Raw genomic sequence first — 17722 nt, 5'->3', positions numbered from 1 at the left:
CAGGTCTTTTTTATTCGGGAGTGCGGGTCACTCCGCTGGCGAGCATGTCGTCTATTTCCGCCCTGGAGTAGCCGGCCTCGCTCAGTACCTCCACGCTGTGCTCGCCCAGTTGGGGAGGGTGGCGGCGAATGTCGGCCGGGGTGGCCGAGAAATTCACCGGGAATCCCGGCATGCGAAGCTTCCCTTCGGTCGGGTGGTCCATTTCGCTCCAGAAACCGACGGCCCGAAGGTGTTCGTCGTTCTGCAGGTCGTCGAGAGAATTCACCGCGTTGACTGGCACGCTGCTGCCTTCGAACAATTCCATCCATTCGGCCGTGGTTCGAGTGGCCAGAATCCGGCCCGTTTCCTCGTAGGTGTCGTCGATATTCCGCACCCGGTCCGAAAGCGTGCGGAAGCGCTCGTCCTCGATCAGTTCGGGCCGTCCGGCCCGGGTGCAGAAAAGCTCCCAGTGCCGGTCCAGGTACGGCAGCACGGCAATGTAACCGTCCAGCGTCCTGTACGGCTTGCGGTGCTTGCTCATCAGCCGCTTGTAGCCGGCCGTGGACAGCGGCGGATCGAACACCTGGCCCCAAAGGTGCTCGGCCATGACGAACGACACCATGGTCTCGAACATAGGCACTTCCAGCTCCTGCCCCTCGCCGGTCCGTTCGCGATGAAACAGCGCCGCCAGCACGCCGTAGACCACGGTGATCGCCGTGGTCTTGTCGGCCACCACGCTGGGCGCGTAGCGCGGTTCGCCCTGCACCATCGCGTGCAACATGGCAAAGCCGCTGACCGACTGGATCGAATCGTCCAGCGCGCCGCGCTGGGCATAGGGCCCGTCCTTGCTGTAGCCGTACGTCCCGCAGTAGATGATCCGCGGGTTGACCGCCCGCAGGTCGTCGTATTCCAGCCCCAGGCGCGTCATCACGCCGGGACGGTTGTTGTGAACCAGCACGTCCGCGTCGCGCGCCAGGCGCAGCACCGCTTCCCTTCCGGCGGGCTTCTTGAGGTCCAGGACCAGGCCCCGCTTGTTGCGGTTGCAGGTCAGGTAGAGCGCGGCCATGCCGGGGTTATGGGAAGCACCCAAGGTCCGGTTGGAGTCTCCGTAAGGCGGTTCCACCTTGATGACGTCGGCGCCCATGTCGGCCAGCAACTGGCAGGCCCAGGGACCCAGAACGACGCTGGTGAGCTCCAGCACGCGAATCCCGTCCAGCGGTCCCGCCGTCATCTGTTGCGTCTCGTCATTGGGCGTAAAGGCGCAGGCACGGCGCGAGATTGTATGCGCTTTGCATTTTCCTGCCGAATCCGCAACAATCGGACGTTACGACTCTGGGGGAAAAGCCATGACACAACCGATCACCCATGCCCTGGCCCTGGACCGGAATCGCGACACGCGGGCGCGGGAGAGGTTTGTTTCCGGTCTGCGCGGTTTCGTACTGAACGATCTCGCCGCAACCATGCGCACGGACTTCGAATCCGCCGTCGCCACAGACCTGGAAAAGGAGGCCGGCGACAAGGTTCTGGACGGCGCCGACGTGCATCGCGCCATACGTGGTCGGGAAATTTTCAAGGCGTATTCCTCCGCCCGATGCACCGCCCAGCAAATGGTCTGGGACGTGGTAATGGACAGCATCGAGAAACAGCGCGAGCAACTCAACGGCACAGGCAAGAGCCTTGCGGACAAGCCCAAGGCCGGCGGCACCCTGCAACTCGATCCGGATCTTGAGATTCCGCGCTACGTGGAAGCGGTGGACGTCCACCTGATGCCGGGTTGCTACTACAAGGAGTACGGGGGAGAGGATCTCGCGGCAGGCGCCCTTTACGACCAGGGACTGAACGTGTTCGCGTTCGGCGCCATGGGCAAGGAACTGAACGACATCGGCTGGTCGATGGCGAATTTCTACAAGAACCGCTTCGCCGGCCGCCAGACCCGACGGATCCTCGATGTCGGCTGCACCATCGGCCACAACACCCTGCCCTGGAAGCAGGTCTTTCCGGACGCCGAGGTGCATGGGATCGACGTGGCCGCGCCCTGCCTGCGCTATGCCCACGCGCGCGCGGAGGCGATGGGCGTCGAAGCGCATTTCCACCAGCAGAGCGCCGAGGACATTCGCTTCCCCGACAACTCGATGGACGTGGTTTTCAGTTCCATGTTCCTGCACGAACTGCCGAACAAGGCGATTCGGCAATATCTCGCCGAAGCGCATCGTGTGCTGCGCCCGGGCGGCGTGTTGCTGAACATGGAGTTGCCGCCGAACGACCGCATGGCGGCCTACGACCAGTTCTACCTGGACTGGGACAGCTATTACAACAATGAGCCGTTCTACAAGGACTTCCGGGACCAGAATCCGAAGGAACTGACGGTCGCCGCCGGCTTCCCCGCCGACGGATACTTCGAAGGCGTAATGCCGCGCTACACGTATACCGACGAGGAAGATTTCATCGCGATGGCGCTGGCCGATCCCGAGTTCGGCGAAGACACGGGCCGACTCTCCGACGTGATCTTCTGGTACGGCTTCGGTTCGGTCAAGCAGGACTAGGCGTGGACGCCGCCGGTGAACGGCTGAGCCGCCGAATCAAGGGCGGGCGCAAGTACTTTTTTCAGGACCCCGCCACCGACGCGCTGCTCGCCAGCCTGCTCAAGCTGATGGCCGAGCACTGGGTCGTGCGCGAGCGCCTGATGAGCCTGGAGTCGCTGATTCTGGGCAAGGGCCTGCTGACCCGCGAGGAAATCGAGGACTTCGAGCCGGATGCGGAGCAGGCCGGCGCCTGGGCGGTGGCCAACGCGGAAATGATCCGCAAGGTGCTGGCGCCGTTTGAGGAGTTGGGCGAGGAGCGGAAGCAATGATGTTGGAACACAAGATACTGGTCTTTTTTCACATATCGCTGTGGGTATTCTGGCTGGGCACCGATCTGGGCGTGTTCCTGGCGGCGAAGATGTCGGAGAACTCGTCGCTGAGCATGGAGACGCGCTCCAGCGTCCTCAAGCTGGGCCTGGTGCTCGATCGCCTGCCGCGCACCTGCAACGCGCTGATATTCCCCAGCGGCCTGCAGTTGATCCACGGCATCGGTTTGCTGAACGTCCCCGTATGGGTGCTTTCGATTGTCTGGCTGATCGGGCTGGCCTGGGTGCTGATCATGTGGCGCGGCTTTCTGAACCCGGGGACCGCCGCCGAGAAACTCTTCGAGAAAACCAACATGCCGTTCAGCCTGTTGTTGTGCGCCGGCGCGCTTGTATTCGCGATCGCCACGATTACCGTCGAGGCAGTCGCCGCCCCCGCCTGGCTGACCGTCAAACTGGTCGCGGTGGGCCTAATCGGATTCGCCGTGGTGCCCCTGGACCGCGGTTTTGCCCCGGCGACGGTCACTTTCGCGACCATAGCCCAGTCGGGCTCGACGCCGGAACTGGAGCAGCAATACCATAGGCAGTTGCAACCCGTTTACGGATGGGTACTGTTTATTTACGCGATGACGATCGTGGCCGCGTTCTCGGGCACGGTGTTCGGCCCGTAATCAGTGCTTTACATACGACTAATACTCCAAGGAGAGATCAGATGATTCGCCTACACGGTCCGCAGCAATCGCGCGCTGCGCGCTGCTTGTGGATGCTTGAGGAACTGGCAATACCGTACGAGCATGTGCCGCTCGACGGCCAGTCGCGCGAGGAACGCAGGAAGTCGCTCGGCAAGATCACCCTCACGGGCAAGGCGCCCGCGCTGGAGGACGGCTCGCTCAAGCTGTTCGAATCCACCGCCATCAACCTGTACCTGGCCGCCAAGTACGACGACCGCGAATTGTGGCCCGCCACCCAGGCGCAAAGGGCCCATGTGCTTCAATGGTCTTTCTTTGCGATGACCGAACTGGAACCGCACATCGTTACGCTCTTCATGCAGAAATTCGTGCACACCGGAGACGACCACAGCGAGGCGGCCGTCAAGGGAGCGGAACAGGCATTGGCGGAACCGCTGGACGTGCTCGAGAAGCAACTGGCCAAACGATCCCATCTGCTGGGCGAGCAGTTCACGGCGGCGGACCTGATCTGCGTTTCCGTGCTGGACATGCTGGTGATGCTGCAATTCAGTCTCGAGGGGTGGCCGAAGGTGAACAAGTGGGTTTCGGCGTGCAGGGACCGGCCGGCCTATCAACGCTCCCGGGGCGCGCCCTAGCGGTCCGTGGCGGAAGCCGCGGTGCATTCGACCGGCGACGACAAGGACAAACCGGACTCCGTTGTCCTGACGCGGCGCGAAGGCGCCGTGGCCACGGTGCTGATGCACCAGCCGGACAATCTCAACAGCTTTACGCCCGAATTGCGGACCGGGTTGGCCGCGGCGCTGGAGGAAGCGGCGCGGGATCGATCCGTGCGGGCGATCGTCCTGGGCGGCAGCGGCAGGTTCTTCAGCGCCGGCGCGAACCTGAAGCGGGGCACGATCGGCGCCGGGTCGATTCACGACATTCTCATTCGCGAATACAAGCCGATGTTCGACGCGATCGTGCAGGCGCCGCAGCCCGTGATCGCCGCCGTGCAGGGAGGCGCCGCAGGCATCGCAATGTCGCTGGCGGTTGCCTGCGACCTTGTTGTGATGGAAGAGAACGCATTCCTGCTCTCCCCTTTCACCAATATCGGCCTGGTCCCCGACGGCGGCTCCACCTGGACGCTTACCCAGGCCATCGGCCATCGGGCGGCCTTCGAGTTCGCGGTCGGCGGCGATCGCATGCCGGCGGCGCGCGCCAGGGAACTGAACCTGGCAAACCGTCTGACGCCGCCCGGCGAGGCCCTCGCGACCGCCGAGAGCTGGGCCGCGGAACTCGCGCAGAAGGCTCCGCTGGCGCTGACAGCGACCAAGCGGCTGATGCGCACGGCGGGCACGCAGTCCTTCGACGACCTTTTCCTGGCGGAGGCCGAAGCGCAGGAGACATGCGGCAACACCGCCGACGCCGCGGAAGGCATAGCCGCCTTCCTGGAAAAACGACCGCCCCGCTTCACCGGCGAATAAAGTGCCGCGCAGGCTTCTCACCGACGACGAGTGGGAGCAATTCTGGCGTCACGGCAGCGTAACCACCTTCGAACGCAGCGGCAATCCCAACTACGACGGTGAGATTCGCGAGTTCTGGGAACGCCAGTTCGCGACGCTGCGCGAAGGCGCCCGGATTGTCGATCTCGCCACCGGAAACGGCGCCGTGGCTCTCCTGGCGGCGGAATATTCCGCCGCGAACGACAGGCAATTCCGTGTCGATGCGCTGGACAGGGCCGGGATTCGGCCCGAGAAGGACCTCAAGGAGGCCGACGCGGCCCGGGAGTGGCTGAAAAGCGTCCGGTTTCGCAGCGGAGCGCCCAACGAGAGCACCGGGCTGGAGAGCGGGTGCGCTGACCTGCTGACTTCGCAGTACGGCTTCGAGTACGGGGACCCCTCAGCCAGTGCGCGGGAAGCGATGCGAATTCTAAAGCCGGGCGGGCGCATTGCACTCATCACCCATCATGCCAATTCTGTGGTGGTCAGGGAGGCCCGCGAGGGACTGGAACAGCATCGCCTGTGCATCAGGCGGGAACAGTTGCTGACCCGGGCGCGCCGGGTCGTCGACGCGATGGCATCGGCGGAATCGGACTTCGAGAAGCGAATGCTCAAGCATGACGCCAGAACGGAAAATCTGCGCCGCAAGCTGAACGCCGCAGTCGTGCGCGTCCAGCAGCAGGCCGGGCAATTCAGCGATCCGGGCAACGGCATCGGATTTGTCCTGAACGGGCTGCAAGCCGTTTTTGCTCCCGGACTTCGACCGGCCGAGAGGCGGGCGACGATCCGGCGGCTGCGCGAGGCGAGCGACGCCTATTGCCTGCGCATGGAGGACCTTCTGGCCGCGACGCCCGACGCAGGCGAGTTCGACCGGCTTCTGGACCACTTGCGTTCGGCGGGGCTCGTTGTCGACGGCTGGTTCCCGCTGGTGTACCGGGAAGAGGCGCTGATGGGCTGGGCAGTAGCCGGCCACAGGCCGCGTGCGGAAGACGCGGCCGCAATGGAGTAGGATTGCGCGGCTTTCCTCAAGGAGTCATTTGCGTGGAAATAAAGGGCAAAACGATAGTCATTACCGGAGCCGCGCGCGGCCTGGGCGCGGCCATGGCGCGCCGCCTGGCGGCGCAGGGCGCGAACCTGGCGCTGTGCGATCTGAACCGGGACAGCCTGGACGGCACGGCGGCCGATTGCCGCGCGGCCGGCGCCGAGGTGCGCCGTTACGCCGCCAATGTGTCCGTCGAAAGCGACGTGGAGGCGTTCATGGACGCCGTGGCCTCGGACTGCGGCGCGCTCGACGTGCTGATCAACAACGCCGGCATTACCCGCGACGGCCTGCTGATGAAGTACAAGGACGGCGAACTGCTGGGCAAGATGTCGGTTGAAGACTGGCGGGCTGTCCTGGACGTGAACCTGACCGGCACCTTCCTGTGCGCGCGCGAAGCCGCCGTGCACATGGCGCGCTTCGGCGCGGGCGGGGTGATCATCAACATCTCCAGCCTTTCGCGGGTCGGCAACTTCGGCCAGTCGAACTACTCCGCCACCAAGGCCGGCGTCGCCGCGCTGACCGTCCTCTGGGCGCGCGAACTGGCGCGTCACGGCATCCGCACCGCAGCCATAGCCCCCGGCCTGATCAACACCGAGATGGTCGCGGCGATGAAGCCCGAGGCCCGCGACCGCCTCGCGGCGATGGTGCCGGCGAAGCGCCTCGGCGACCCGGACGAAGTGGCCCAGACCGCGCAGTTCATCCTGGAGAACGACTACATTTCGGGCCGCGTGATCGACCTGGACGGGGGGCTGCGCTGGTAAGCACGGATCGCGATGCGCGTAATCACCCTTAACGCCAACGGCATCCGCGCGGCGGCGCGCAAGGGCTTCTATCACTGGCTGCGGCGGCAGAAGGCGGACATTGTTTGCCTTCAGGAGCTCAAGGCACAGGAGGACCAGCTTCAGGGCCGCGAGTTCTGGCCGCGCAACTGGCACTGCTTCTACGAGTGCGCGGAGAAAAAGGGTTATTCGGGCGTGGGGCTGTATTCGCGACAGGAACCGGATGAAGTGCTGCGGGGATACGGTTCGGCGGAGTTCGACGCCGAGGGCCGTTACCTCGAGGCTCGCTTCGGCCCGCTCAGCGTAGTTTCCCTATACCTGCCTTCGGGGTCATCGTCGGAAGCACGCCAGGAAGCCAAGTGGCGGTTTCTCGACGAGTTCACGCCGCTGCTCGCGGCGGCGCGCGACAGCGGCCGGCAATACCTGCTTTGCGGCGATTTCAACATCGCGCATCGTGAAATCGACCTCAAGAACTGGCGCGGCAACCGCAAGAACTCGGGTTTCCTGCCCGAGGAGCGCGCCTGGATGGACCTGCTGTTCGGCGAACTCGGATTCGTGGACTGCTTTCGGCGGATCAATCCCGAGCCGGACCAGTACACCTGGTGGTCCAACCGGGGGCAGGCCTGGGCGAAGAACGTGGGCTGGCGCATCGACTACCACGTGGCCACTCCGGAGCTGGCCGGACGGGCCACCTCCGCCTCGATCTACAAGCGCAAGCGTTTCTCCGACCACGCGCCGCTGATCCTCGACTATGCCGACTGAATTGCAGATTCGCTTCGATCCCGCGCTTCTTCGCCCCCCGTCTTCCGGGAGACGCATAAATCCATCCATGGAGCTCGGTTCCGCCGTCCATGGCTCACACGCTCCCGGAAGACGGGGGGCGAAGAAGCGCTATGGTTGTGCGGTCGAATGAACGTACGCGTTGACAGCTACGGCGGCCTGGGGGCGTTCCTTCACGCCCGGGTCCTGGCCATGCTGTTCCTCGGCTTCGCCGCCGGCCTGCCCCTGCTGCTGGTGTTCAGCACCCTGACGGCCTGGCTGGCCGACGTCGGCGTGTATCGCGGGACCGTGGGCATGCTGGCCTGGGTCAGCCTTACCTATTCGCTCAAGTTCCTCTGGGCCCCGGCGGTGGACGGCATCCAGCTTCCGCTGCTTCACCGAATGCTCGGGCGGCGGCGCTCGTGGATGCTGCTGGCGCAACTGGGGATCATCGCGGGGCTGCTGCTGCTCGCCACGACCGACCCGCTCGAGAACGTGCTTCTCGTGGCCCTGTTTGCCCTGCTGGCCTCGTTTTCCTCGGCCACCCAGGACATCGCCATAGACGCGTGGCGGATCGAGGCGGTGGAAGTGGATCGCCAGGCGGCGATGGCCGCCAGCTACCAGTACGGCTACCGCATTGGGATGCTGGTGTCCGGCGCCGGGGCGCTGTTCCTGGCCGACGCCTACGACTGGTCGCTGACCTACCGGGCGATGGCCGCGTGCATGGGCGTGGGGGTCGTGGCGGTGCTGCTGATCGCGGAGCCCGAGCATGAAAACCGGGTTCGGCGAAGGGAAAGCGTCGCGGAATGGGTCCGTTCCCACATCGTCGAACCGTTCCGGGACATCTTCCAGCGCTACAAGCTGTTTGCGCTGTCGATACTCGCTTTCGTGGCGCTGTTCCGGGTCAGCGACTACCTGATGGGCAGCATGGCGATGCCGTTCTACCTGGACATGGGCTACACGAAGAGCGAAATCGCCGCGGTCGCCAAGTTGTACGGGACCGTGGCGACGCTGGCCGGCATCCTGGTCGGCGGCCTGGCGGTGGGAAGGTTCGGGCTGAAGGGACCGCTGATCGGCTCGGCGATCCTGCTGGCGATCACCAACCTGGCGTTCGCGGCGCTGGCCACCGCGGGCGAGACGAACCTCTGGCTGCTGGCCGGCGTCATAACCGGGGACAACTTCAGCGTGGGCCTGTCCGGGACCGCATTCATCGCCTTTCTGTCCGCCCTGACCTCGCGCAAATACACGGCGACCCAATACGCACTGCTCAGCTCCCTCATGGCGCTGCCGGGCAAGTTCATGGCCGGCTGGTCCGGCTTCCTCTCGCTGGAGGTCGGCTGGGTGAACTTCTACGTGCTCGTGTGCCTGGCCGGCGTCCCCGCCATCCTGCTGGCGATCTACGTGACGCGCCTGAAGTTCTTCCAGTCCTCCGAGTCGATCGGACCGAACTAAGTCTCGCGCCGCACGCGGTAGGCGGCTTCCCAGATTTCATGGCCAAGGGCGCTGCCGCGCGTCTCGAAGCGCGTGGTGTAGCGCGACGGCGGGCGACTCAAGCGCTCGAAGGCGGCGTTGCCGCTCATCACGTGCTCGATATGCTCGGCGTACGGCGCCCAGTCGGTCGCCACGTGGAAAACGCCCCGCGGCTCGAGAACGCGCTCGATCAACCAGACGAATCCGGGCTGCACCAGCCGGCGCTTGTGGTGCCGCTTGCGCGGCCAGGGGTCCGGAAAGTACAGGCACACCATCGCGAGCGAGGCGGGCGGCATCCGTTGCCCGAGCACTTCCACGGCGTCACCCTGGATCAGGCGCAGGTTCCGTATCCCGGCCTTCTCCGCCAGCAGCATGCAGCGGCCGAGGCCCGGGAGATGGACCTCGATGCCGAGGAAATTGGCATCCGGCGATTCCCGCGCCGAGCGAACCAGCGTCTCGCCGTTGCCGAAACCGATCTCCAGGACCGTCGGCGCCCGGCGGCCGAACACCTGCTCCAACAAGATCGGGTCCGCTGATTCATCCAGCCCGTAGGCCGGCCACAGTTCCTCAAGCGCCCGCTTCTGCGCCCGGGTAATCCGCCCCGAACGGCGCACGAAACTGCGCGGCGGCGCCCGTTGCCCGGTCTGCGAATTCAAGTGATCCATACCCTCGCGATGGCTGCGCGCCCGCCACTTGGCGGCCGTTGGAATCTAGCATAGACTTTGCCGCGGCGCGGGCGTAGTTCAAAGGCAGAACCTCAGCTTCCCAAGCTGATGATGTGGGTTCGATTCCCATCGTCCGCTCCAGATCCCCAGGCGCATTCAACAGGCCCCCGGCGGTTCTCGTTTTGGCCGCACTCGGCCATAAACCCCGAAGAAAGGAAATACTCGCGATACGCGGCCGATTTGGCGCTTTTCTTTCCTTCATGGGAATTCCATTCTTCTGACCGCAGCGGCGCAAGGGTTGCGCCGCATATTTCAGTCCATACAAGGAGGTAATCCATGAGACTATTACTCGACCAGGAATGCGCCGCCGTCGCCGGCGGACACGAATCCGAATGCGAGCAGGCCGTGACGCTAGCGTTCATAGTTGGGGGCGCGCTTGCCGGAGCAGCCGTATCCGGCGGCGGCGGTGCGCTAGTGGGCGCCGCGGTCGGCTCGCACGTTGCTGACGCAACTGCTCATTACATCTGTTCGAGCGACGAAGAGTCCGACGAAGAGCCGTCGGGCCCTTCCGGCAATCCGTTCCGCCCGTACACCCCCCCGAATCCAGGGTCTGGCAGCAATAGCGGCTGGAATTCAGGGGCGCCGCTTCAATACGTCGTCGATTCTGCCGGCAACAACTACTGACAGCGCCTGACCGCGTCGCTCCAGCAGACGTGATATGGAAGTCGCCGCCCACACACAGAATACGGAGGTTGATATGAGAGAGTTGACGCGACGGGAAGTTCGTCTGCCGGCGGGCGGGCGCCCTGAGGAATTTCGCACCCTTGTAAGACACGATATTCCGCGCTGGAACGAATTCCCCACTCACCGGGCGCTGTCGCTCGTGAGTCCGGGGGAAACAGAGCCGGAGACTCCGCGGGACACCCGGCCTCGGCAATTGCCCGAAACGGTTCCGCTGCACTGGCTGCCGTGCGGCGACGAATGGCCGGAAATGTTCTGACTCCGACCAGGCAGCAACCGTAGAGGCCGGTCCGGTGGGCAATCTTCCTTCCGGGCGCTCGCGGGAAGACCCCGGTCTGTTCCGCGACAACGCCCTGTCCAATCGGCGGCATCGCTTCCTCGGGAAGGTGCTGCTGGCCGGGCCGGCCTCTACACCTGTTGCGGTTCTGGTCGCTTGCGCTTGCCTTGCGGCCCTGATCGCGCTGGCCTTCGTGATACAGGTACCGAGCCGGCTGCATGCGCCCGGCGTAATCCTGCCCGTGGGTGGTCTCACCACAATATCCGCCGAGCAAAGCGGCGTGATCGAGGATGTGCTGGTCGAGCCGGGTGACATGGTGGCGTCCGGCAGCACGCTGATGACGCTGGTCGTGGACCGCACGCTTGCCGACGGAATCGGCAGCTATCGAACCCGGTCCTTGTCGGCGGCGCACCAAAGACAATTGCTGCTGCAGCGCAGGGACAGGGAACGAAACGCCTTCGACGCAAGAATGAGTTCCATGCGCCTTGAGCAGGCTGCGCTTGAATCCGCAGCGGAACTGCTCGAGGCACGGGTGCAAAACGCGGCCCGTCAGGTTGAGCTGGCGGACGCCGACTACGGGCGGCTCAAGGCGCTGGCGTCTAAGGGACACGCTGCAAGGCGCGACGTGGAACCCGCGGAACTGCGGTGGCTGCAGGCGGCGGCGCTGCTGGACCAACTCCGTTCCCGGCAGATTGAAACCAAGGCCTCCGCAGGCCGCATCTCCCAGGAAATGGTTGCTGAACGCCAGTCCTTCCAGGCGCTGGATTTGAACCTGGAAATCGAATCGGAACGTCTGGCGGAACGCGCCGTGGAACTGGAAGGGCTGTCGCGCCGGGCAGTCACCGCGCCCATGCGGGGGAAACTGGCCGACGTTCTGGGCAGCGCCGGCAAGCCGGTCAGCGTGGGCGATGCGCTGGTCACGATGCATCCGCCAGGCGCGGAGATGGAAGCCCGGCTTTACCTGTCGTCAGCGGCGGGCGGCCGAGCCGAACTCGGACAGGAAACCGTGCTGAAACTCCCGGCCTTTCCGTCGCGGCAGTTCGGCGTATTGCGGGGCACCGTGACCGATATGACGTCCGGCCCTCTTCAGGCGAACGCCATTCGCCTGGTACCAAATCTGCTCGCTCCCGCCTATGAGGCACGCGTGATGCTTGAGCGACAGCACATGCAGGCAAGGGACCGCCGCTGGCCGCTGCGCCCCGGGCTCAGCGTGGAGGCCACCATCATTGAAACCCGTCGCACACTCATCCGCTGGCTCCTGGATCCGCTTGTTCGCGGCGCCGGCGACACCTCGATGAATGTCGAAGAGCCCTCGCTTGCGGACCTTCAAACCGGCATTTGACGTCGCCATCGGCCAGCTCAGGCGGCTGCGGCACATTCCTCAGCACCAGCAATCCGAGTGCGGGCTGGCCTGTCTGGCGATGATTGCCGATTTTCATGGACTGCGTATCGACCTGGCCGCGGCCCGTGCCCGAACCGGAGGCGCAGGACGCGGGCACACGCTGCAGGCGCTGATGGAAACGGCCGAGATATTGGGCTTGAGCGGACGACCTCTCAGGCTGGAGCTGGAAGAGCTTCGGCAACTCAAGGTTCCCTGCGTCCTGCACTGGGACCTGGATCACTATGTCGTCCTGGAGAGAGTTCGCAAGCAGCGCGCCCTGATCCTGGATCCGGCGGCCGATCGCCGCTGGTGGCGTCTTGCACAATTGGACACGCACTTCACGGGCGTGGCGCTCGAACTGACGCCGCATGCCGATTTCAGGGCCGCGGACCTGCGGGGCGCACTGCCGCTCAAGTCCATAGCCCGGTCGTTCGACCGTCTCGCGCGCACATTGGCGGGCCTGACGATGATCGCGCTGGCGATGCAGATACTCAGTCTGGCGCCTCCCATACTTTCGCAAATCCTGATCGACGAGGTAACCACGTCCCAGGACTCCGAGTTGCTGCGCTCCATGCTTATCGCAATGGCCCTGCTGGCGGCAATAGGAATTCCGCTGCAGTTGCTTCAGGGCTGGATCGGAATCTGGCTGTCCACGTCGATCTCTCTGCAGACTTCCCGCAATCTCACGCGCCGGCTGTTCAGCCTGCCGGTGCGCTTCTTCCGGGAACGGCATGTCGGCGATGTGGTTTCACGCATGCAATCGCTGTCGCCGATCATCCAGTTCGCGACGGGCTCGGTGGTCACGGGCATTATCGATCTGCTCAAGGTCGGTCTTACCGGCGTGGTGATGCTGATCTACAGTCCCGTCCTGATGATGATCAGTCTTATCGGTCTGGCGCTTCGCACAGGGCTGGTGTGGAGCGTGCTTCCCACTCAAAGGCGTTTGTCGCGGGACGGGCTGGTGGCGGGAGCCAGGCAGAGTTCGGCGATGCTGGAATCGCTCCGCGGAAGCGAAACGGTAAAGGCGCTGGCCGGTGAGAGCGAACGTCTTACCGTCTGGCAAACGCACCTGGTGGACAAGCTGAACCTGGATGTGCGCAGCGCGCGCATAGGCATGTACTCCGGAGCCGGACTGAGCGCGCTTGGCGAAGCCGAACAGATCGCGTTTCTGGGCGTAGGAGTGCTGGCGCTGTTCAACGGTCAGATCACGCTTGGCGCGCTGTTTGCCTTCATGACCTTGCGTGGCCGGTTCAGCGGGGCGCTCGGCTCGCTCATCTCACTGTTCCAGCAGGCTTACATGCTTCGACTGCACGCCGAGCGGTTGGGGGACATCGTGGAGCATGAGGCCGAACCGGAGGACGGACTGCCGGTTCGCCGGCTTGGCGGCGCGTTCGAAGCGCGGGGCCTGGGATTCGCTTACAGCAGCAACGAGCAGTTCGTCCTGCGGGGATTTTCCTGCCGTATTGAACCGGGTCAACTGGTCGTGCTGACGGGACCATCGGGCAGCGGCAAGAGCACCCTGCTCAAGCTGTTCGCGGGCCTGGAAACGGCCACGGAAGGAAGGTTTCTGGCGGACGGAACGGACGTCAAACGCCTGCACCGACGCGACTATCGCCGGCAACTGGGCCTGGTGCTGCAGGGCGACGTTCTGTTTCGCGGCAGCATCGCCGAGAACATCAGTTTCTTCGACCCGGCGCCAAACACGGAACTGATCGACGAAGTGGCCCGTCTGGCGGCCGTGGACGAGGAAATTCGGCAGTTCCCGATGGGCATGGCCAGCCGGATCGGCGACATGGGTTCGAACCTGTCGGGCGGTCAGGTGCAGAGGATCCTGCTGGCCCGGGCCCTCTACCGGCGCCCGCGCGCGATGATCCTGGACGAAGCGACCAGCCATCTCGATCCCGCGACCGAGGAGCGGGTCGTACGTACGCTCCGGGATCTCGGAATCACGGTGATATGCGCCGCCCACCGCCCGGCCATCCTGCAATACGCCGACCAGGTGATCGACCTGTCCGCAACCGCTCCCGAGGGCCGGCCCTACAATGCGCCCGATGATCGCGCCGCAACTGCTCGCATGGTGGGATAAGCACGGAAGAAAACACCTTCCCTGGCAGAAGAACCGTACGCCTTACCGCATCTGGGTGTCGGAAATCATGCTTCAGCAGACCCGCGTCGAAACCGTGATGCCGTACTTCGAGCGGTTCATGGCTTCCTTCCCGGACGTGCAATCTCTGGCCGCGGCACAGGATGACGATGTATTGGCGATCTGGGCGGGATTGGGCTACTACACACGCGCGCACAACATGCTGAAGGCTGCCAGGATCGTGGTTGGGCAACACGGTGGCGAACTGCCCCATGATTTCGACTCGCTCGTGGCGCTGCCCGGCATAGGTCGCTCCACGGCCGGCGCCATTCTTGCGCTGGCGCACGGGCAGCGCAGGGCCATCCTGGACGGCAACGCGCGGCGCGTTCTGGCGCGTGTGCATGCCGTCGAGGGCTGGCCAGGCAAAGCCTCGATAAGCAGGAAGTTATGGGGCCTGGCCGAGGCCAATACGCCGTCGGAAAGGGTGCGCGACTACACGCAGGCGATCATGGACCTGGGCGCCACGGTATGCCTGCGGCACAGCCCCCGCTGCGACGCGTGTCCTCTTGCCGAATCCTGCCGCGCAAGGCGGCACGGACTGACCGGCGAAATCCCGGCCTCGAAACCCAGGGCGAACCGCCCGCTCAAACGCAGGTCCATGCTCGTGGCGCAACGCCCGGACGGCGCCGTGCTGCTGCGCCGGCGCCCTCCCACAGGCATCTGGGCAGGTTTGTGGAGCCTGCCCACTCTTGACGACGGGGAAAGCGCCGGGGACTGGTGCGGCAGAGTCCTCGGCTGTTCCCCGAAAAGCCATGCCGAACTTGCGCCGATCCGGCACGGCTTCAGCCACTTCGAGCTGGAGATCCGGCCGATCCATCTGCCCGTGAACACGTCCTCCAGCGAAATTCAGGACGGCGTTCAATGGCGGTGGCACGACGGCGTGCAGGAGCTTGGCATGCCGGCGCCCATTCGCCGCCTGGTGGAGTCGCTGGGAGTTGGCGCGGCCCGTTCGCGTTGACGCGCCGGTGCGCCTTTTGCACAATTCCCTGCGATGACCCGAACCGTACAGTGCGTGCTGCTTGGCACGGAGGCCGAAGGATTGCCGCGTCCGCCCTACCCGGGAGCGCTGGGCCAGCGCATCTTCGAAAACGTCTCGCAACAGGCCTGGCGGCAGTGGCTCTCGCACCAGACTATGCTGATCAACGAGTATCGCCTCACCCCGATCGAGCCCGCCGCGCGCAAGTTCCTTGAGGAGCAGATGGAAGCCTTCTTCTTCGGCGGCGGTTCCAGCAAACCGGAAGGGTATCGGCCACCATCGGACTAACCCTGCGGCGCCTCGCGCGCGACATTCGAAAATGCCGGCGCGACGCTATAATCCGCGCACTTTCCCCAAGGCCAGGTAGCTCAGTTGGTAGAGCAGCGGACTGAAAATCCGCGTGTCGGCAGTTCGATTCTGCCCCTGGCCACCATTAAATCAATAGCTTACGAAACCCGTTAGCCGCGTTGCATGGACAACAAACCCTTCATATACAACGTGTCCCCGTAGGTGCTGATCGACCTGACCAGATGGTCCTCAATTACCAAATGAGCCGAGTAATAATTCTCGTAGGGTTCTAAGCGGAACGTTTTTGCTCGCGCAACATACTCCGTTGCAACCACATCATGCTCCTGTATCATCGAAGTGATTTCGCACTTCAGCGGGTGATTCTCATGAAACCGACTGAAGAGTTTGTCTACAAGGAATTCCAGCATGGATCGCGCATCTTGCTCGCGAACGTCAGCGCCAGAGGGCGCGACGTAAAACTTGGCGTCCGAAGTCAGATGTGCGTAGGCTTCATCCAGATCAGCCCGCCAGAACGCTTCCAGAAAATCCAGTGCCACTGCTTTTTGTCTGGTTGTGCGGAACGTCTCATTGCTCACGTTTTTTCCTCTCTCTGAGCCTGTTCTTCAGGACCTTGCCGGAAGCGTTCTTGGGAAGATCGTCGGTGAACAATATGTCACGAGGAATCTTTGCGCTGGCGAGTTGATTGCGACAGTGTTCGATTATTTGGGACGAAGTCAGCCTGGCTGAGTCAGCGGCAACAACAAAGGCCCGCAATCTCTCACCCCACTCACTGTCAGGTACGCCGATAACAGCACACTCCACCACATCGGGTAAGGCCATCAAGACTTTCTCGATTTCCCGCGGGTAGATGTTTACGCCGCCGCTAACGACCATGTCTTTCGCGCGGTCGACGATATAGTAGCATCCATCTTTGTCGCGCCTGGCCACATCGCCCACCGTGACCCAACCGTCCTGGACGGCTTTCCGGGTTTCGGCAGGATTACGCCAATACCCGCTAAAGGTTGATGGGCCGCGCGCATAGAGCAGTCCCGTACCTTCGCCGTTGATGACATGGCCGTCCTGGTCCCGGATCTGTGCTTCCATGTTGGCAAAGGGCGTGCCAACGCTGTCTTCCTTCAGCAGTTGATCTTCGGGCCGAATGTTGGTGACTATTCCATACTCCGTTGCTCCGTACGTCTCGTGCAACAGGCCTTCGCCCCATTGATTTACCACTTTTTCCTTGGTGGCTTGCGGGAGTGCTGCGGCATTGCTGATCACAGTCTTCAGCGTCTCTCCAGGGAACGGGATATTGGATTCCGCTAACGAATCCAGCATTCGATGAATCATCGTCGGCACCAGGAACACCCCTGTATGCCGGTCGGTTGACAATAGTGTGATGGCCCTGTCGACGTCGAAGGATCTCGTGATTGTGACTGTTCCACCAAACATCAAAGGTGCCGCCAAAAAGACAAAACCAGCGGCATGGAAAAGTGGTGTCATCAGCAAAAAGTCATCATTGGGTCCAAAGCAACCCCACTCAACCCCCATTGCCATCAAAGTCCATGTCCGACTCCTGTGGGACAGTACGACTCCTTTGGGGTCGCCGGTTGTCCCGGACGTATAGCCGATCACGAACGGGTGTTCCTCGGTGATCGCCGGATAATTGTCTATTGGTTGGATGTCTTTAATGAGGTCGGTTTGGTTTCCACCAAAGGTCTCCGTAGGAAGCGCCGAGTCCACGACGTCTCGTAATTCATTGTGAGCGATGACCAGAGTGGGATCACAATCAGCCACTATCTTCTTAAGTTCGCTTGAGGTGAGAGACGGATTCAAAGTGGCGACTACCACGCCCATTTCCGTCAAACCGAATAAGAGTTCAGCGTATTCAATGCAATTGGGTGCAAGGAGGACCACTCGATCGCCGGCACCAAGCGCCCACTTTTCACTTGACAGGGCCGCGACCCGGCTTATGCGATCCGCCAATTCGCGGTAGGTCAGGGAGCGGTCTTCGAACGAGATTGCCACCTTTTCAGGCGCTCGTTCGGCAGCGCAGCGGACCGCTCGGCCTGCAGTTACGTTTTGAATGGCTGGTATTTCTGGTTTAGACATTTCCTGACCTGATCAGTCAAGTCTATCCAACAACACCCGACTTGGATGTTTATTGGGAGTAAATTACAACGGGGGCATGCCGTGACGGTGCGCCCAAATGC

18 protein-coding genes and 2 tRNA genes are annotated in these 17722 nt (G+C 63.4%); 16 read left to right on the top strand and 4 right to left on the bottom strand.

Annotation, left to right across the window (positions count from 1 at the left end; translation table 11 throughout):
- Positions 1-10 precede the first annotated feature (10 nt).
- Positions 11-1210 carry a CoA transferase gene (locus F4036_10440; protein ID MYK38159.1) on the bottom strand — a complete coding sequence of 400 codons (1200 nt, stop codon included), beginning with the start codon at positions 1208-1210 and terminating at the stop codon, positions 11-13.
- Between F4036_10440 and F4036_10435 the strand changes: the two genes are divergently transcribed.
- The 9 genes from F4036_10435 to F4036_10395 all read left to right on the top strand — a co-directional run bounded on the left by F4036_10435 (position 1107) and on the right by F4036_10395 (position 9023).
- On the top strand, positions 1107-2522 hold the full coding sequence (locus F4036_10435) for a class I SAM-dependent methyltransferase (protein MYK38158.1): 1416 nt from the start codon (positions 1107-1109) through the stop codon (positions 2520-2522). The two genes, F4036_10440 and F4036_10435, sit on opposite strands and share 104 nt — an antisense overlap.
- Positions 2523-2524: 2 nt before the next feature.
- On the top strand, positions 2525-2830 hold the full coding sequence (locus tag F4036_10430; GenBank protein ID MYK38157.1) for a hypothetical protein: 306 nt from the start codon (positions 2525-2527) through the stop codon (positions 2828-2830).
- The gene (locus tag F4036_10425) at positions 2827-3495 is read left to right on the top strand and encodes a hypothetical protein (protein ID MYK38156.1); all 669 of its coding nucleotides are present in this window, start codon (positions 2827-2829) and stop codon (positions 3493-3495) included. Before F4036_10430 ends, F4036_10425 begins: the two co-directional genes overlap by 4 nt.
- Entirely contained in the window at positions 3429-4148 is a 720-nt protein-coding gene (locus F4036_10420) for a glutathione S-transferase family protein (protein ID MYK38155.1), read from the top strand. The genes F4036_10425 and F4036_10420 overlap by 67 nt, the downstream gene beginning before the upstream one ends.
- A 6-nt stretch (positions 4149-4154) precedes the next feature.
- A complete protein-coding gene (locus F4036_10415; GenBank protein MYK38154.1) occupies positions 4155-4976 on the top strand; it encodes a hypothetical protein in 822 nt (273 codons plus the stop codon).
- 1 nt (position 4977) lies between these two features.
- On the top strand, positions 4978-6000 hold the full coding sequence (locus F4036_10410) for a class I SAM-dependent methyltransferase (protein ID MYK38153.1): 1023 nt from the start codon (positions 4978-4980) through the stop codon (positions 5998-6000).
- A gap of 32 nt (positions 6001-6032) precedes the next feature.
- Positions 6033-6794 carry an SDR family oxidoreductase gene (locus F4036_10405; GenBank protein MYK38152.1) on the top strand — a complete coding sequence of 254 codons (762 nt, stop codon included), beginning with the start codon at positions 6033-6035 and terminating at the stop codon, positions 6792-6794.
- A gap of 12 nt (positions 6795-6806) precedes the next feature.
- On the top strand, positions 6807-7574 hold the full coding sequence (gene xth / locus F4036_10400) for an exodeoxyribonuclease III (GenBank protein MYK38151.1): 768 nt from the start codon (positions 6807-6809) through the stop codon (positions 7572-7574).
- Between the two features lie 210 nt (positions 7575-7784).
- Positions 7785-9023: an AmpG family muropeptide MFS transporter gene (locus tag F4036_10395; GenBank protein ID MYK38150.1), complete on the top strand. Its 1239-nt coding sequence runs from the start codon at positions 7785-7787 to the stop codon at positions 9021-9023.
- On the opposite strand, the gene trmB is transcribed toward F4036_10395, so the two are convergent.
- Positions 9020-9706 carry a tRNA (guanosine(46)-N7)-methyltransferase TrmB gene (gene trmB / locus F4036_10390; GenBank protein MYK38149.1) on the bottom strand — a complete coding sequence of 229 codons (687 nt, stop codon included), beginning with the start codon at positions 9704-9706 and terminating at the stop codon, positions 9020-9022. The genes F4036_10395 and trmB overlap by 4 nt on opposite strands.
- A gap of 67 nt (positions 9707-9773) precedes the next feature.
- Here trmB and F4036_10385 point away from each other — a divergent pair.
- The 7 genes from F4036_10385 to F4036_10355 all read left to right on the top strand — a co-directional run bounded on the left by F4036_10385 (position 9774) and on the right by F4036_10355 (position 15657).
- Positions 9774-9847: transfer RNA gene (locus F4036_10385), tRNA-Gly, on the top strand.
- A gap of 195 nt (positions 9848-10042) precedes the next feature.
- Positions 10043-10390, top strand: coding sequence for a hypothetical protein (locus F4036_10380; GenBank protein MYK38148.1), 348 nt, complete (start codon positions 10043-10045; stop codon positions 10388-10390).
- Positions 10391-10740: 350 nt separating this feature from the next.
- Positions 10741-12066: an HlyD family efflux transporter periplasmic adaptor subunit gene (locus F4036_10375; GenBank protein MYK38147.1), complete on the top strand. Its 1326-nt coding sequence runs from the start codon at positions 10741-10743 to the stop codon at positions 12064-12066.
- Positions 12023-14191, top strand: coding sequence for a peptidase domain-containing ABC transporter (locus tag F4036_10370; GenBank protein MYK38146.1), 2169 nt, complete (start codon positions 12023-12025; stop codon positions 14189-14191). Before F4036_10375 ends, F4036_10370 begins: the two co-directional genes overlap by 44 nt.
- Positions 14148-15206: an A/G-specific adenine glycosylase gene (mutY, locus tag F4036_10365; protein MYK38145.1), complete on the top strand. Its 1059-nt coding sequence runs from the start codon at positions 14148-14150 to the stop codon at positions 15204-15206. The genes F4036_10370 and mutY overlap by 44 nt, the downstream gene beginning before the upstream one ends.
- A 33-nt stretch (positions 15207-15239) precedes the next feature.
- Complete coding sequence (locus tag F4036_10360) at positions 15240-15512, top strand: oxidative damage protection protein (protein MYK38144.1); 273 nt, start codon at positions 15240-15242, stop codon at positions 15510-15512.
- 69 nt (positions 15513-15581) lie between these two features.
- Positions 15582-15657 (top strand) — tRNA-Phe (locus tag F4036_10355).
- A gap of 25 nt (positions 15658-15682) precedes the next feature.
- Here F4036_10355 and F4036_10350 read toward each other — a convergent pair.
- Both F4036_10350 and F4036_10345 read right to left on the bottom strand, forming a co-directional pair.
- Complete coding sequence (locus F4036_10350) at positions 15683-16108, bottom strand: nuclear transport factor 2 family protein (protein ID MYK38143.1); 426 nt, start codon at positions 16106-16108, stop codon at positions 15683-15685.
- Positions 16098-17621, bottom strand: a complete 1524-nt coding sequence (locus F4036_10345) for a long-chain fatty acid--CoA ligase (GenBank protein MYK38142.1) — start codon at positions 17619-17621, stop codon at positions 16098-16100. The genes F4036_10350 and F4036_10345 overlap by 11 nt, the downstream gene beginning before the upstream one ends.
- Positions 17622-17722: the final 101 nt, after the last annotated feature.

It is taken from the genome of Gammaproteobacteria bacterium, from assembly GCA_009845905.1.
GTDB lineage: Bacteria > Pseudomonadota > Gammaproteobacteria > Steroidobacterales > Foliamicaceae > Foliamicus.
Note: the sequence above shows the minus strand (reverse complement) of the source record. Positions and strands in the feature narration are given on the sequence as shown.